Source organism: Serratia sp. UGAL515B_01 (genome assembly GCF_033095805.1).
Lineage (GTDB): Bacteria > Pseudomonadota > Gammaproteobacteria > Enterobacterales > Enterobacteriaceae > Chania.
The window spans coordinates 3735011-3749501 of sequence record NZ_CP109901.1; the positions used below are offsets into that span (position 1 = coordinate 3735011).

12 protein-coding genes and 1 riboswitch are annotated in these 14491 nt (G+C 50.4%); of the genes, 3 read left to right on the forward strand and 9 right to left on the reverse strand.

Annotated elements, in window-relative coordinates; all coding sequences use genetic code 11:
• Window positions 1-154 precede the first annotated feature (154 nt).
• Complete coding sequence (gene murI, locus OK023_RS16870; RefSeq protein ID WP_317693797.1) at window positions 155-1033, reverse strand: glutamate racemase; 879 nt, start codon at window positions 1031-1033, stop codon at window positions 155-157.
• A complete protein-coding gene (btuB, locus tag OK023_RS16875) occupies window positions 978-2864 on the reverse strand; it encodes a TonB-dependent vitamin B12 receptor BtuB (RefSeq protein WP_317693798.1) in 1887 nt (628 codons plus the stop codon). The genes murI and btuB overlap by 56 nt, the downstream gene beginning before the upstream one ends.
• A 68-nt stretch (window positions 2865-2932) precedes the next feature.
• Window positions 2933-3248, reverse strand: a riboswitch (cobalamin riboswitch).
• A 120-nt stretch (window positions 3249-3368) separates the two neighbouring features.
• On the opposite strand from btuB, the gene trmA reads away from it, so the two are divergent.
• A complete protein-coding gene (trmA, locus tag OK023_RS16880) occupies window positions 3369-4472 on the forward strand; it encodes a tRNA (uridine(54)-C5)-methyltransferase TrmA (RefSeq protein ID WP_317693799.1) in 1104 nt (367 codons plus the stop codon).
• 46 nt (window positions 4473-4518) lie between these two features.
• Here the strand turns inward: trmA and OK023_RS16885 are convergent, their stop codons facing one another.
• Window positions 4519-4887 (reverse strand): YijD family membrane protein, encoded by a 369-nt coding sequence (locus tag OK023_RS16885; protein WP_317693800.1) that lies wholly within the window; start codon window positions 4885-4887, stop codon window positions 4519-4521.
• Window positions 4868-5533, reverse strand: a complete 666-nt coding sequence (gene fabR / locus OK023_RS16890; protein WP_317693801.1) for an HTH-type transcriptional repressor FabR — start codon at window positions 5531-5533, stop codon at window positions 4868-4870. Before fabR ends, OK023_RS16885 begins: the two co-directional genes overlap by 20 nt.
• A gap of 216 nt (window positions 5534-5749) precedes the next feature.
• Between fabR and sthA the strand changes: the two genes are divergently transcribed.
• Window positions 5750-7147: a Si-specific NAD(P)(+) transhydrogenase gene (gene sthA, locus OK023_RS16895; protein ID WP_317693802.1), complete on the forward strand. Its 1398-nt coding sequence runs from the start codon at window positions 5750-5752 to the stop codon at window positions 7145-7147.
• Here sthA and oxyR read toward each other — a convergent pair.
• The 5 genes from oxyR to argC form a co-directional block, all read right to left on the reverse strand.
• Window positions 7130-8047, reverse strand: coding sequence for a DNA-binding transcriptional regulator OxyR (oxyR, locus tag OK023_RS16900; RefSeq protein WP_317693803.1), 918 nt, complete (start codon window positions 8045-8047; stop codon window positions 7130-7132). The genes sthA and oxyR overlap by 18 nt on opposite strands.
• Window positions 8048-8363: 316 nt before the next feature.
• The gene (argH, locus tag OK023_RS16905) at window positions 8364-9737 is read right to left on the reverse strand and encodes an argininosuccinate lyase (RefSeq protein ID WP_317693804.1); all 1374 of its coding nucleotides are present in this window, start codon (window positions 9735-9737) and stop codon (window positions 8364-8366) included.
• A 72-nt stretch (window positions 9738-9809) separates the two neighbouring features.
• On the reverse strand, window positions 9810-11027 hold the full coding sequence (locus OK023_RS16910) for an argininosuccinate synthase (RefSeq protein WP_317693805.1): 1218 nt from the start codon (window positions 11025-11027) through the stop codon (window positions 9810-9812).
• Between the two features lie 26 nt (window positions 11028-11053).
• Window positions 11054-11827 carry an acetylglutamate kinase gene (gene argB, locus OK023_RS16915; RefSeq protein WP_317697783.1) on the reverse strand — a complete coding sequence of 258 codons (774 nt, stop codon included), beginning with the start codon at window positions 11825-11827 and terminating at the stop codon, window positions 11054-11056.
• A gap of 92 nt (window positions 11828-11919) precedes the next feature.
• On the reverse strand, window positions 11920-12924 hold the full coding sequence (gene argC / locus OK023_RS16920; RefSeq protein WP_317693806.1) for an N-acetyl-gamma-glutamyl-phosphate reductase: 1005 nt from the start codon (window positions 12922-12924) through the stop codon (window positions 11920-11922).
• Window positions 12925-13140: 216 nt separating this feature from the next.
• On the opposite strand from argC, the gene argE reads away from it, so the two are divergent.
• On the forward strand, window positions 13141-14286 hold the full coding sequence (gene argE / locus OK023_RS16925) for an acetylornithine deacetylase (protein WP_317697786.1): 1146 nt from the start codon (window positions 13141-13143) through the stop codon (window positions 14284-14286).
• Window positions 14287-14491: the final 205 nt, after the last annotated feature.

Below are 14491 nucleotides of genomic sequence, written 5' to 3' on the forward strand. Positions count from 1 at the left end.
AAGAAGTGGTGTTTTCACCGGCTTGCTGCTTCCTGCCTGGGCAACCTGCTTTGCTATAAAGAAGTCGTTGTTCCCGGTCAGTGGAGGCGCATTATAGGGCGTTCTAAAAACACCGCAACCCCTAATTTCATTTTTTTTTCCAACCGTCGAATGTTTAATCAATACTCTCGCAAATCGGCAGTTTTTTCAACGAATTAAAGCCATAGCCCTGCAATACAGGCAATAAAGCGTCAGTGCTTTCATTGAGTATCATGCAATAGGCCAGATTTTCTTCCTGAGATGAGACCAAATCTTCCTGAGTAGAAATAAGCCAGGCAGCTCGACGCGCAATGGCGGCACCAGAATCGACCAGACGGGTCCCTTCAGGTAACACTTGTACCAACTCTTCAGATAATAAAGGAAAATGAGTACACCCAAGGACCACCGTGTCTGGTGGTTCGCGCATGTTCAACCACGGTTGCAATATCCTCTTCAGCGTCGTCAACGGTACTGATTCGCCATGCAGCTTGGCTTCTGCCAATTCCACCAATTCTGAGGAGCCGAGCAGTTCAATTTTGCAATCTGCTGCGAAACGCTCAATGAGCTCACGGGTATAGGTACGCTGGACGGTACCGCGCGTTGCCAACAGACCAACAATACCATTAGCTGTGAGTTTCGCCGCAGGCTTGATAGCCGGCACGACACCCACTACCGGGCAAACAAAATGCTCACGCAGCGCAGGCAGAGATACGGTACTCGCTGTATTACAGGCAATGATGACAAGCGCTAAAGGATGATACTGCTGAACGGCGCTAACAATTTCCAGCACGCGCGCGATGATAAACTCTTCGGATTTCTCACCGTAGGGGAATGCCAGGTTATCGAAGGCATAAATATAGTGGAGATCCGGCAATAGCTGCCGAACCTCCTGATACACTGACAGGCCACCAACACCTGAATCAAAGACCAGTACCGTTGGTCGCACAGCCGCATTGGTGTTAGAAGGTATAGTTTCCAGTGAGATAGAATTCTCTTCCTGGGGTGACGTAGCCATAAGCTGTCTCATAATCTTTATCAAACAGGTTGGCGATTCTACCACGAACTGTCAGATGTGATGTGACAGGATACGAAACTGCGAGATCCCACAGGCTGACACCACCCAATTTAAGAGTACGAGTCTGATAGCCACTGTAATCACGATCGTATCGTTCCCCCAGATACTGATACGTTACCGCCCAATCCAAATCATAGAGCTGCCAATCCAATTCATATTTAACCTGTTGCTTGGAACGCCGCAGTAAGGCTTCATGGGTCTGCCCATTACGTGGATCAACATAGTCATAACTGACTTGATGTGTTAACGGGCCAGTATCAAATAAAGCGCTAGCTTCAATACCTTTAATCGTTGCCTGCCCCACGTTGTAATACAGTGAACCAGAACCACTATAAATGTAGTCAATCAGATTATTGACTTCGTTGCGATAACCCGTGATACGCCAGTTCACTGGGCCGGTCAATCCTTCAAATCCGCCTTCCCACTGTTTACTCTCTTCTGGCTTCAGATTGGGATTACCGCCAAAGTGGCCGTATTGTTGTCCAAGATTGGGTGCCTTGAACGCTGTGCCATAAGAAGCAATCGCACGATACCCTGCAATAAACTCCCAAGCAGCGCTGGTTTGCCAAGTATCATGCCAGCCGAATGCCGAGTTATCATCCCCCCGCACCGCCCATTCCAGAGTGACAGCGTCAAATTTTTGTTGGGCCGTGAGGTAAAGACCCGCATTGCGCTGACTCTTACTGTCGGTGACAGAAGCCGTGCCTGGCTCCAACTTCTGTTGCTGCCAATCAATGCCCGTGCTGATACTCCCTTGCCCAACCCGGAAGTTGTTTCCCCACTGCACATTATATTGTGTGGAGTCATCGAGAGTGGAAGAGGTCGAATAACGGCCATATTTGGGATCATAGTTATAGTCTTTACTGTGGGCGTAGCTCGCCGTCAGCCGTGTTGCATAAATTCCTTTGCGATATTGCAAACCGCTATCCCAAGACTGACTGTATAGCTGGCGAGTATCTGGCAATGCATCAGAATGCAGAGGGTCCTGATAGTTACCATCGTATCCGGTGCGATTATCATATCCATAACCACGCATAAAACCGCCCAACTGCTCGGTGAATTGATGCTGCAGTTCACCATACAGCGATTTACTCATAAAACCATCGCGATCGGGTTGTGCCGGATTACCAAAACTGTCAGGCAGATTCGCTACCACATCATAGCCTTTGGTATAGGTGTAGTTACCCGCTACGGTCACAAGGGTATTTTCACCTAATTGTTGTTGAGTCGCGCCGTCATATGCCTGAAAACCTTTGGAGCCTATACCCGCTGAAAGCGTGGTGCCAATCTTCTCGCGTGTAGTAATGATGTTGATGACCCCGCCGATAGCGTCGGAGCCATATACAGCAGAACGAGCGCCGCGGATATACTCAACCCTCTGTACCAAGGAAATCGGGATCTGGCTCAAGTCTGATGAGCCACTGAGCCCGGCCTGATTCAGCCTAACGCCATCAATCAATAACAGCACATGTCGGGATTCGGTACCGCGGATAAACACGGCGGAACTCTGCCCCAACCCACCATTTTGGGAAATATCAACACCCGGCAAGCGACGCATAACATCAATCACACTTTTAGCCTGCCAGCGCTCGATATCATCACGCGTCACCACAGAAGTGGGGGCCAATACGGAAGATACCGGCTGAGGAAAGCGGTTGGCAGTTACCACCAGCTTATCGTGATTATTATCGGAGGTGTTGTCTTGCGCCAAACCAGAAAAGGCCGTCACGGAGGAAACCACCGCCAGCAGGGTATTTTTTATCATTGTCATTACGAAAAGCATCCAAACTTAATTGGCGGATGCCGCAGGCCCACAGCCGATAATTCGCGACGGCCATGGATATTGCGACGTACACCGGCAGGTTTTCGGGCTTGGGATTTGCAGGTTGTTTCTCTACCTACACCGGGCGATGACTTCCCATCCAGCAGTGGACAGTGTCTGCGTCATTTAACGTTTATACCCGTCGCCCTTTAAGTTGCAGCGGCGTTGTCCTCCGCCTGCTGCTCGAAGTTATTCGGGTATAGAAATGGGTGAAACGTATTCCAGGTTAAGACGCTATCGCCGTGACTTCCCCTTACCGCTGCGCGTCAGCTCCAGATTTGCACTGGATTCCCTTTTAACTCGCTGCTTGAGGCCGGATGGCAATGCTACGATCAATGAAAATAGATAGCTAGACCACCAACGCCACTATCACTCGTAGACATCACAAAACTGGACTTCACGGACTGATTCCCTACAATCCCCCGCAGATCCAATTTGCCTGACGAGAAGAGCATGACACCCGAAATTTTGCCTATTGAACGCTATGAGGACCAACTGGCAGAGAAAACTACCCGTCTGAAGACGATGATGTTGCCGTTCACGGCTCCTGAGCCGGAGGTGTTCAGTTCACAGGTTGAGCACTACCGTATGCGTGCTGAATTCCGTATTTGGCACGATGAAGCTGATATGTACCACATCATGTTCGATCAGCAGACAAAACAGCGCATCCGTGTCGACGCTTTCCCAGCCGCCAGCAAACTGATTAATCAGCTAATGTGTGCGCTGATGACGGCCATCAAGCCAAACCCTACGCTACGCCATAAACTGTTCCAGATTGATTATCTGTCGACGCAGAGCGGAAAAATCATGGCATCCCTGCTTTACCACCGCAAGCTGGATGAGCAGTGGCAACAGGAAGCCACAACGTTACGTGACGTATTGCGTGCACAAGGGTTCGACCTGCATCTGATTGGCCGCGCTTCGAAGATGAAAGTCCTGCTAGACCAGGACCATGTTGATGAAGTGCTGCAAGTTGGTGGCAGAGACATGATTTACCGCCAAGTAGAAAACAGTTTCACCCAGCCAAACGCCGGAGTGAACGTGAAAATGTTGGAATGGGCTTTAGCCGTTACCCAAGGTTCAAAAGGCGATCTGTTGGAACTGTATTGTGGTAATGGCAACTTCTCTCTGGCCCTGGCACGCAACTTCGAACGTGTATTGGCCACTGAGATAGCCAAGCCTTCCGTGGCAGCAGCACAATACAACATCGCGGCCAATCATATCGACAACGTACAGATTATACGTATGGCTGCGGAAGAGTTTACACAAGCGATGAACGGCATTCGTGAGTTTAACCGTCTGCAAGGCATAGACCTGAGTAGCTATAATTGTGAAACAATTTTCGTCGATCCTCCGCGCAGTGGATTAGATGACGAAACGGTGAAGATGGTACAAGCCTATCCACGCATTCTTTATATCTCCTGCAATCCTGAATCGCTGTGCGCCAATCTGGGCACATTGCAGGCAACTCATCAAATCACCCGGCTAGCGCTGTTCGATCAATTCCCCTATACCCACCATATGGAATGCGGTGTGCTACTGGAAAAATTTGCTTAACCGGTTGGGATGCAGATGGGGGCCACACTACCCCATCTGCTTATTTTTATTGCAAAGACCTTTCTACCTGTGCTTTACGCGCTTTCAGTTTCAAACTAATCCAGAAAACCAGTGCCACGCAAATAAGCGCCGGCAGGAAGTTAGAACCCATCTGTGGATATTCCGCACGCACGTAGGCACTGAATGCGAGTATCCCCAACAGGAAGCAGGCTGCGACCAATTTTGGTATACCATCGGACATAGGCTGATTCAGGTAACGCTGATGCAGGCAATATACCGCCAGCGCTAAAGCAATCAACGGGAAGATCGAAAACGGCACTGCAGAGCTGAACAGCGCGGTGAAAGCGCCGTTAATAGATAGGCCAGCAATAAATGCCAGCATCAACGTTCCATTCTCACGACATGATTTTTCCATCACTTTCACCTTTATATACGTGGGATACAGATGCTTTCTCTTGTTCACGGCGATACCAGTAGTAAGCCCCTTTGGAAATCATCCGTAGCTGCAAGACTAAACGTTCTTCAAGCTGCCTCCGTTGCTCGATATCAACATCCAAAGCTTCGGCACCGGCACTAAACACAATAGTCACCATGGCTTCCGCCTGCGCTTCAGTAAAGCTGCGCGGCGTATGATTTTCCAGCTCAAGGTAATCTGCCAGTTCAGCGATAAAATGTTGAATTTCTCGCGCTACCGCTGCACGGAAGGCGGCGGAAGTTCCGGAACGCTCGCGTAATAATAATCGGAAGGCATTAGGATTATTACCGATAAACTCCATAAAGGTAGAAACCGACGTTCGGATCACACTTCCACCTTTGGCAATCCGCTGGCGTGCTTGTCGCATCAACTGGCGCAGCATCAAACCGCTCTCGTCCACCATGGTAAGGCCAAGTTCGTCCACGTCGCGAAAATGACGATAAAACGAAGTGGGAGCAATACCTGCTTCACGCGAGACTTCGCGCAGGCTAAGGCTAGCAAAACTACGTTCAGCACTGAGTTGGCTGAAAGCCGCTTCAATCAGGGAACGACGCGTCCGTTCTTTTTGTTGTGCTCTGACGCCCATATGCATATCTGGATAACATCCCTTCTCTCAGTCTAACGTCGCAGAACTGGCAATATAGCAAATTTATGGCAACAACATTATAGACAAACACGTCTTGTCACAGTTCCGTATCACATCGATTGCGCTTTGTCCCAAAAAGCCTAATGTTCATTGGGCTGGCAACACGATGGTGTTAAGATACCGTTGTAAATTTGTATAAGAACAGGTCACTTCCACATGCAACAGCACTATCAATTTGACGCCATTGTTATTGGCTCGGGCCCTGGTGGTGAAGGCGCCGCTATGGGGTTGGTAAAACAGGGTTTTCACGTTGCCGTGATTGAGCGGTATAATAATGTGGGTGGCGGTTGTACACACTGGGGAACCATCCCCTCGAAAGCCCTCCGCCATGCTGTCAGCCGTATCATCGAATTCAATCAAAACCCACTTTACAATAATTCACGCACTCTCAGTGCAACCTTCCCCGACATTTTACACCACGCTGATAACGTCATTAACCAGCAAACCCGAATGCGCCAAGGGTTTTATGAACGTAATCAATGCAAACTGTTTGCTGGTGATGCTCACTTTGTCGACGCAAATACCGTCAGCGTGAAATATAAGGACGGCACTCAAGATACCATCCGCGCCGATCATATCGTCATCGCCTGCGGTTCAAAGCCCTATCATCCAAACAACGTTGATTTTAAGCATCCACGTATTTATGACAGTGACTCCATTCTTGAACTGAACCATGAACCACGTCATGTGATTATCTATGGCGCAGGGGTGATTGGCTGTGAGTACGCTTCAATCTTCCGTGGATTGAACGTGAAAGTAGATTTGATTAACACGCGTGATCGTTTGCTGGCCTTCCTCGATCAGGAAATGTCAGACTCCTTGTCTTACCATTTCTGGAATAACGGGGTGGTGATCCGCCACAACGAGGAGTTCGAGAAGATCGAGGGGACGGATGACGGTGTTATCGTTCACCTTAAATCCGGCAAAAAAGTGAAGGCGGATTGCCTGCTTTACGCCAATGGCCGTACCGGTAACACCGATTCGCTGCGTCTTGATAATGTCGGCCTGGAAGCCGATAGCCGAGGTCTACTCAAGGTTAACAGCATGTACCAAACCGCGGTGGCGCACATCTATGCTGTCGGCGATGTCATTGGTTACCCAAGCCTGGCTTCAGCAGCTTACGATCAGGGACGTATTGCCGCCAGGGCAATTTCCTCTGGCGAGGGTAGCAGGCACCTGATTGAAGACATTCCAACCGGTATTTACACCATTCCGGAAATCAGCTCTGTTGGCAAAACCGAGCAAGAGTTGACCGCAATGAAAGTGCCCTACGAAGTGGGACGCGCTCAGTTCAAACATCTGGCTAGAGCGCAAATTGCCGGAGTGAGCGTTGGCAGCTTGAAGATCCTCTTCCACCGTGAAACGCTGCAGATCCTTGGGATCCACTGTTTTGGTGAACGTGCGGCAGAGATCATTCACATTGGCCAAGCGATCATGGAACAGAAAGGTGAAGGCAATACTATCGAGTATTTTGTTAATACCACCTTCAATTATCCGACTATGGCGGAGGCCTACCGTGTTGCCGCACTCAACGGTTTAAACCGCCTGTTTTAAGGCCATGCCCATGACATTCTGCATGTGCTGACAGATCGCCTCAGCCAACTGCTCGTAGCGGCTACGCAGCGGAGAACCGGGGCGATATACCAGAGCGATGGTACGTTTCGGTTCTGGCTTGTAACAATCTAGGTAGGAAATGCCGTCACGCTCACGTTCACGTGGTACTGCAAGAGCGGGTAACAGCGTTATCCCACTGCCTGCCGCCACCATATTACGCAGTGTTTCCAGACTGGTTGCACGGAAATGGGTATCCTCATCTGCACCGGCCTGGAAGCAAAAACCCATAGCCTGGTCACGCAAACAGTGACCATCTTCCAGCATCAGCAATTTCTCTCCCGCTAAATCAGGCATCGCCACACTGTCACGGTGCGCCCATGGGTGGTCCGAATACACCGCTAATTTCATCGGCTCATCAAACAACGGCACCTCGATAAAAGCTTCGGTTTCCTTCACCAAAGCCAAGATGGCGCAATCCAACTTACCGCTATCCAGTTGTGCCAATAATTGGTGAGTCTGCGCTTCATGCAGGTACAATTCCAGCTTGGGAAACGTTTTATGCAGCGTTGGGATAATATGTGGCAAGAGATAAGGTGCGACGGTGGGGATAAGACCGATATGCAAAGGTCCGGACATCGTTTCGCCCTGTTGGCTTGCCATTTCCTTGAGAACTTTGACTTCACGCAGCACGGTTCTCGCCTGTTCCACCAGCAATAAACCCGCCTGAGTGAACAACACTTTACGGCTGGTTCGCTCGAGCAACATCACACCCAACTCATCTTCCAGCTTGCGGATCTGCCCACTCAATGTAGGCTGACTGACATGGCACGAATCGGCAGCACGCCGGAAATGGCGGTGCTCAGCCAAGGCGACCAAGTATTCTAAATCACGAATATTCATTGTTACCCTCCATACCATGATAGCTCATGGCGATAGATAAGATACCAACGAGTGATTATAACTATCAACCCCTAGAGTGAATAATACTCGCCAAGGAAAAAGAATATCGTCAACGCTAAAAATTTATCATCTTAATTAAAGGGTTAATCAGTATTTGCCTATCAACAAGGCAAAAAGACATCTCAAGTTGCTTTCTACACTCTCGAGACAACTAGGCTGTGATGCGAGGCAAGAGCGTTATTCTGGCGAATAATTAAGTGGAATAACAAAGGCGCAGCTTGCTGCGCCATAACGAAGTCAGTTCTCAATCCACAAATTAAAACAACCGTTTCTTGGCTTCGGCTATCGCCTCAGCGACCTGTTGCGGGGAAACCCCTCCCTTGGCCGCCCTCTTATCCAGACAGGATTGCAGTGACAGAACCGGATAAACATCGTCGCTAATCACGTTGCTAAATTTCTTCAGGTCTGCCAGCGGCAGGTCTTCCAACGGTTTTCCATGACGAATGGCTTCCACCACCGCTTCACCAACGATGTGGTGCGCTTCACGGAATGGAACCCCTTTAGCTACCAGGTAATCGGCAAGTTCTGTGGCGTTGGCATAACCCTGCTGCGCCGCCTCTCGGCAACGTAAGCGTTTCACCTGGATACCATCGAGAACCAAGGCAGCCATCTGCAAACAGTCCATCCAGGTGTCGAGCGCGTCGAACAACCCTTCTTTGTCTTCCTGCATATCTTTGTTGTAGGCCAACGGTAAGCCTTTCAACGTCATCATCATGCCCGTTAACGCCCCCTGCACACGGCCAGACTTGCCACGGATCAGTTCCAGCGCATCCGGGTTTTTCTTTTGCGGCATCAAAGATGAACCCGACGTTACCCGATCCGAAAGCTCGACAAATGCGGCTTCTCCGCTGTTGAAGAAGATAAGATCTTCGGCGAAACGCGACAGGTGTACCATGCTGATAGCGGCATTAGACAGCAGTTCCAGCACGTGATCGCGGTCAGAAACGCTGTCCAGACTGTTTCGCGTGGCAGACGCAAAACCCAACCACCCAGCGAGTTGATCACGGTCGATCGGATACGCCGTTCCCGCAAGAGCACCGCTACCTAACGGACTAACGTCAAGACGCTTCAAGGTATCCTGCAAGCGGCTTTCATCACGCGCCAACATTTCAACATATGCCAGGCACCAGTGGGCAAAAGTCACAGGTTGTGCACGCTGCAAGTGGGTATAACCTGGCATTACCGCGTCTTGATTGGCTTCTGCGGTTTCAACCAACGCTTGTTGTAGCTGTACCAGTGCCTGATGTAGTTCACTGACCTGATGTTTGCACCACAATTTCAAATCGGTAGCGACCTGATCGTTACGGCTGCGGCCAGTATGCAATTTTTTACCCAAGTCGCCGACCTTATCGATCAGCTTCTGTTCCACCCAACTGTGAATGTCTTCAGCATCACTTTTAACAATCGCCAGCGGGTCGTCCCTCACTTCTTCCAGCAGCACATTCAGTGCCTGCTCAAGTTGCTGTTGTTCTGCTGGCGTCAATACGTTGACGGTCACCAGCGCTTTTGACCAGGCGACGGAACCCACAATATCCTGTTCCGCCAGGCGATAGTCGAAGCGCAGAGAATCATTTAACTGTTTGAACCGCTGGTCTGCCGCCTGACTGAACCTTCCGCCCCAAAGTGCCATAATCTTACTCCTGAATAAGTATGCGAAAGGGCGCAGCATGCTGCGCCCCCTAGAATTGACGCTAAACCAAGGTTACTTTTTCTTCTCGTTCAACGCACGAATACGGGAAGAGAGCGAGAACAGACGGATAAAGCCACCCGCGTGGCTGTGATCGTAAACTTCGTCTTCACCAAAGGTGGCAAACTCTTCTGAGTACAGACTATTGGCAGACTTTTTCTGGATCGCCGTCACTTGGCCTTTATACAGTTGTAATACCACCTCACCGTTCACTTCTTCAGCCAGTGCTTGCGCAGAAGCTTGAATGGAACGACGCAATGGGGCAAACCAGCGGCCATCATAGACTACGTAGGACATCTCTAGGCCCAACTGCTCACGCCATTTAAAACTATCGCGATCCAGAACCAATTGCTCAACACCACGCAGTGCGGCCACCATGATGGTGCCTCCAGGGGTTTCGTAGCAACCACGGGATTTAATGCCAACCAAACGGTTTTCTACGATGTCGATACGGCCAACGCCGTGTTTGGCACCCAGCACGTTCAGGGTTTCCAAGCATTTATACGGGCTCATTGCTTTACCATTTACGGCAACAACACACCCTTTCTCTACGGTCACCGTCACTTGTTCAGGCTGATCCGGTGCTTCCTGTGGATCAACTGTCCATACCCAGCAATCTTTGTTTGACGCATTCCATGGACTTTCCAGCACGCCACCTTCAGTAGAGATATGCCAGGCATTTTCGTCCCGGCTATAGATCTTCTCCAATGATGCGGTCGTTGGGATATCACGTTCTCTCAGGTAATCCAACAGCGCCTCACGGGAACGCAAGTCCCACTCACGCCACGGTGCTACCACTTTCAAATGTGGTGCGAGCGCGGTATAGGTGGTTTCAAAACGCACCTGATCGTTGCCTTTACCCGTCGCACCGTGGCACAGCGCATCTGCGCCTACTTTCAGTGCCAACTCAACCTGGGCTTTGGCGATAATCGGACGCGCCATCGAAGTACCGAGCAGATAACTGCCTTCGTACAATGCCCCCGTCTGCAGCACCGGATAAACGTAATCACGGATAAACTCTTCACGCAGATCGACAACATGACACTCAGAGGCACCGGATTGCAGCGCTTTCTGCTCAACGCCTTCCAGATCGCTACGCTCCTGGCCGATATCCGCTACGAAGGCAACAACCTCACAACCACCGTAGTTTTCTTTCAGCCACGGAATGATGGCAGAGGTATCCAGGCCACCAGAGTACGCCAGGACGATTTTTTTTATGCCTTTATTTTTCATTGTATTATTCCTTTTTAATACTAAATTTAAGCGAGGATCCGGGTACCAATAGGCACACCATTAAAGAGAGCAGGAAGCTTTTCGACATTACGCCAACTGGCGATATCCACCGAGCGGCCAAGCGTGCGCGCCGCATCCAGTGCCGCATTCACCTTCACCACCATACCATCGGTAATAATGCCTTGAGCAATCAGTTGTTCTGCTTTTTGTGCTGTCATTTCCGCGATACGCTGCCCTTTGCCGTCGAGAATGCCACTGACATCCGACAGCAGAATCAAATCCGCCCCCAGCGTGGCGGCCAATGCCGTCGCGGCCTGATCGGCGTTCACGTTCATCAGTTGACCTTCGGCGGTAATGCCGATGGAACTGATCACAGGTAGATAACCGGCAGCCAACAGGGTATTGAGCAGTGCCGGAGAACCTGGTTGCGCATTACCGACGTGGCCTAGCTCGGGATCCAACGGCGTAACAATAGCACTCCCACCGTCAGCCAGGCAGAGCCCAACCGCATCGATTTTATGTTTTACAGCCCACGCCAATAGGGTTTTATTCGCCGTACCCGCTAAGGCACCCGTTATGATGTCGATCTGATCGGCAGGTGTAACCCGCAGACCGTTTTTCTTGACGACCGGCAGGGAAAGCTTGTTCATTAACTCGTCCACCACGCAACCGCCACCGTGCACGATCACCAACGGCCGCTGATGTGCTTGGCGATAGACATCCAGCGCGGAAAACAAGCGCTCCAGCGCTTCTTCACTGTCCAGAAGCACGCCACCCAACTTGATAATTAATGGATTCATTGCTGTTTTACTCACACTTGCCAACTCTCTTTCAAGCTACCGCATGTCACCGGTTAGCGCATCATTGCAGCTTGAAATCTGTTGGGCAGACCTTAGATTAATGACTGGGTTTCCGAGAACCCAAAACGGATATTCAGGCACTGAACCGCCTGAGCAGCCGCCCCTTTCAATAGATTGTCTTCAGCAGCCACCGCAATCAGGTGTTCGCCTTGCACGGCAAAACCGATATCACAGAATGGTAGGCCCACCACCGATTTCAGTGCTGGAATACCTTTTTCATATAGCCGTACCAGCGGCTTGTCGTCATAAGCCGCACGATACGCCGCAGCCACATCCTGCTCGGTAACACCGGTTTGCAGACGGCAGGTGATGGTTTCCAAAATACCACGCGAAAAATTACCCAGATGAGGGGTAAAAATGACCGGTACGCCGAGATGGGCAGCAATTTCCGGTTGATGACGGTGGTTGAAAAGGCCGTAAGGCTGAAGGCTGACCTCACAAAAGCTGGTGGTAATACTCGCTTTACGCCCGGCACCACTCACACCGCTGACGGCATTGATGACTGGCCATTGATTCAGATCCAACAGCTGCTTATCGAGTAGGGGTTTCAACGCCAGTTGTGCCGCCGTTGGGTAACAGCCCGGCACAGCAATCAGTTGAGCCTGGCGGATCCTTTCACTCTGCCATTCCGCCAAGCCATATGCCGCTTTTGCCAACCAATCCGCATGCTGGTGTTTAAAGCCATAATATTGGCTATAAAAATCAATATCCTGAACGCGGAAAGCACCTGAAAGATCGAACACCACACAGCCGGCCGCCAAAAAAGCAGGGGCGATGTCATGGCTGACTTCATGTGCGGTCGCAAGGAATACAACATCGATGCCTTTAGCCGCTTCAGCAACGTCAACCAGTGGTTGCAAAGGCAGATCGACGACACCTTTTAATTGAGGATGCAGGTCAGAAAGTAATTTTCCTGCATCTGTGCTTTGCGCTGAAACCGCTAAAGCGGTTATGTTCATATGTGGGTGGCGATTCAGGTAAGCCGTAAGCTCTGCTCCAGCATAACCGCTGGCACCAACAATCAGCGTATTCAACATGTGGCTTTTCACCTTCTTGGCTAGCAATCAGAGTCTCTGGCGACCCAGGTAATGGGGCTTGGTCGCGTTGTTGCGCGGTTCACCCACGTGGTAGAGCGTTGATGTTTTTCGACACACATGGGCATATTTCCCTTACGCTCTTGTTTACTGTATTTTTATTCAAAATAAATGCATGAATATTGATACTATCCTAACCAAAGGCTGTCAACAGTGAAGATGAAATTACCTCCATTTATTGAGTTGTACCGGGCATTGATCGAGACAAAATCGATCAGTGCCACCGATGGTGCCCTCGATCAGAGTAATGAAGCATTAATCAACTTGCTGGCTGGCTGGTTCCACGATTTGGGGTTTCGCGTCGACGTCCAACCCGTGCCAGGCACCCGCAATAAATTCAACCTGCTGGCAAGCATCGGTGAAGGCAGCGGTGGCCTGTTGCTGGCAGGCCATACCGATACGGTACCCTACGATGAAGGCCGCTGGACACGAGATCCCTTTACCCTGACTGAGCACGACAACAAGCTATATGGATTGGGTACCGCTGACATGAAAGGCTTCTTTGCCTTTATCCTGGACGTAGTACGCGATATCGATGCCAGCAAACTGACCAAGCCACTGTATATTTTGGCAACAGCAGATGAAGAAACGACGATGGCTGGCGCACGTTACTTCGCAGCGTCTAACAAAGTTCGCCCGGATTTTGCCATTATTGGTGAACCCACTTCCTTGAAGCCGGTACGCGCACACAAAGGGCATATCTCCAATGCAATCCGTATCGTCGGCAAATCAGGGCATTCGAGCGATCCGGCCCGTGGAGTCAACGCGATCGACCTGATGCATGAATCCATCGGTCATCTGATGGAATTGCGTAAGACGCTACAAGAGCGCTACAACAACCCGGCGTTCGCTGTCCCCTATCCAACCATGAACTTCGGCCATATCAGCGGCGGTGATGCCGCTAACCGCATCTGCGCCTGCTGTGAGTTGCATATGGATATCCGCCCACTGCCAGGCATGACGCTGGATAACATCAACGAACTGTTACATGAAGCACTGGCACCTGTTAGCCAGCGTTGGCCGGGACGTTTGTCGATCGATGAACTGCATCCGCCAATCCCTGGTTACGAATGCCCAACCGATCATCATATGGTGGCCGTGATCGAAAAACTGCTGGGTTCACGCACCGAGGTTGTTAACTACTGCACTGAAGCACCATTTATCCAAGAAGTCTGTCCGACGCTGGTTCTAGGCCCGGGCTCGATCAACCAAGCGCATCAACCCGATGAGTATCTCGATACCGCGTTTATTGAGCCGACGCGCAAGCTATTGGGGCAGCTGGTCGACCATTTTTGCCAGCAATAAATCCTGAGTACAGGTAGGGGGATGGCTTATCGTTTCTCTACCTCCTAACAAGTAGGCAATGAGGCTAATAAGCCAGACTGATAATCAACGTTCCGTAATTAAATTTCAGAAAATTCGCTGAATTTGATGTTTTTTTGCTAAAAATAGTGTCAATTGATAATTGGACAGGAACGTGGCTGGAAAAACAGTCGGTCTTTGCCAGACA

Bases quoted from the DNA above. Each gene is read 5' to 3' on its own strand.
- murI (WP_317693797.1), bottom strand. From the start codon at position 1,033: ATGGCTACGTCACCCCAGGAAGAGAATTCTATCTCACTGGAAACTATA.
- argB (WP_317697783.1), bottom strand. From the start codon at position 11,827: ATGAATCCATTAATTATCAAGTTGGGTGGCGTGCTTCTGGACAGTGAA.
- fabR (WP_317693801.1), bottom strand. From the start codon at position 5,533: ATGGGCGTCAGAGCACAACAAAAAGAACGGACGCGTCGTTCCCTGATT.
- oxyR (WP_317693803.1), bottom strand. From the start codon at position 8,047: ATGAATATTCGTGATTTAGAATACTTGGTCGCCTTGGCTGAGCACCGC.
- OK023_RS16885 (WP_317693800.1), bottom strand. From the start codon at position 4,887: ATGGAAAAATCATGTCGTGAGAATGGAACGTTGATGCTGGCATTTATT.
- argE (WP_317697786.1), top strand. From the start codon at position 13,141: ATGAAATTACCTCCATTTATTGAGTTGTACCGGGCATTGATCGAGACA.
- OK023_RS16910 (WP_317693805.1), bottom strand. From the start codon at position 11,027: ATGAAAAATAAAGGCATAAAAAAAATCGTCCTGGCGTACTCTGGTGGC.
- argC (WP_317693806.1), bottom strand. From the start codon at position 12,924: ATGTTGAATACGCTGATTGTTGGTGCCAGCGGTTATGCTGGAGCAGAG.
- sthA (WP_317693802.1), top strand. From the start codon at position 5,750: ATGCAACAGCACTATCAATTTGACGCCATTGTTATTGGCTCGGGCCCT.
- argH (WP_317693804.1), bottom strand. From the start codon at position 9,737: ATGGCACTTTGGGGCGGAAGGTTCAGTCAGGCGGCAGACCAGCGGTTC.
- trmA (WP_317693799.1), top strand. From the start codon at position 3,369: ATGACACCCGAAATTTTGCCTATTGAACGCTATGAGGACCAACTGGCA.
- btuB (WP_317693798.1), bottom strand. From the start codon at position 2,864: ATGACAATGATAAAAAATACCCTGCTGGCGGTGGTTTCCTCCGTGACG.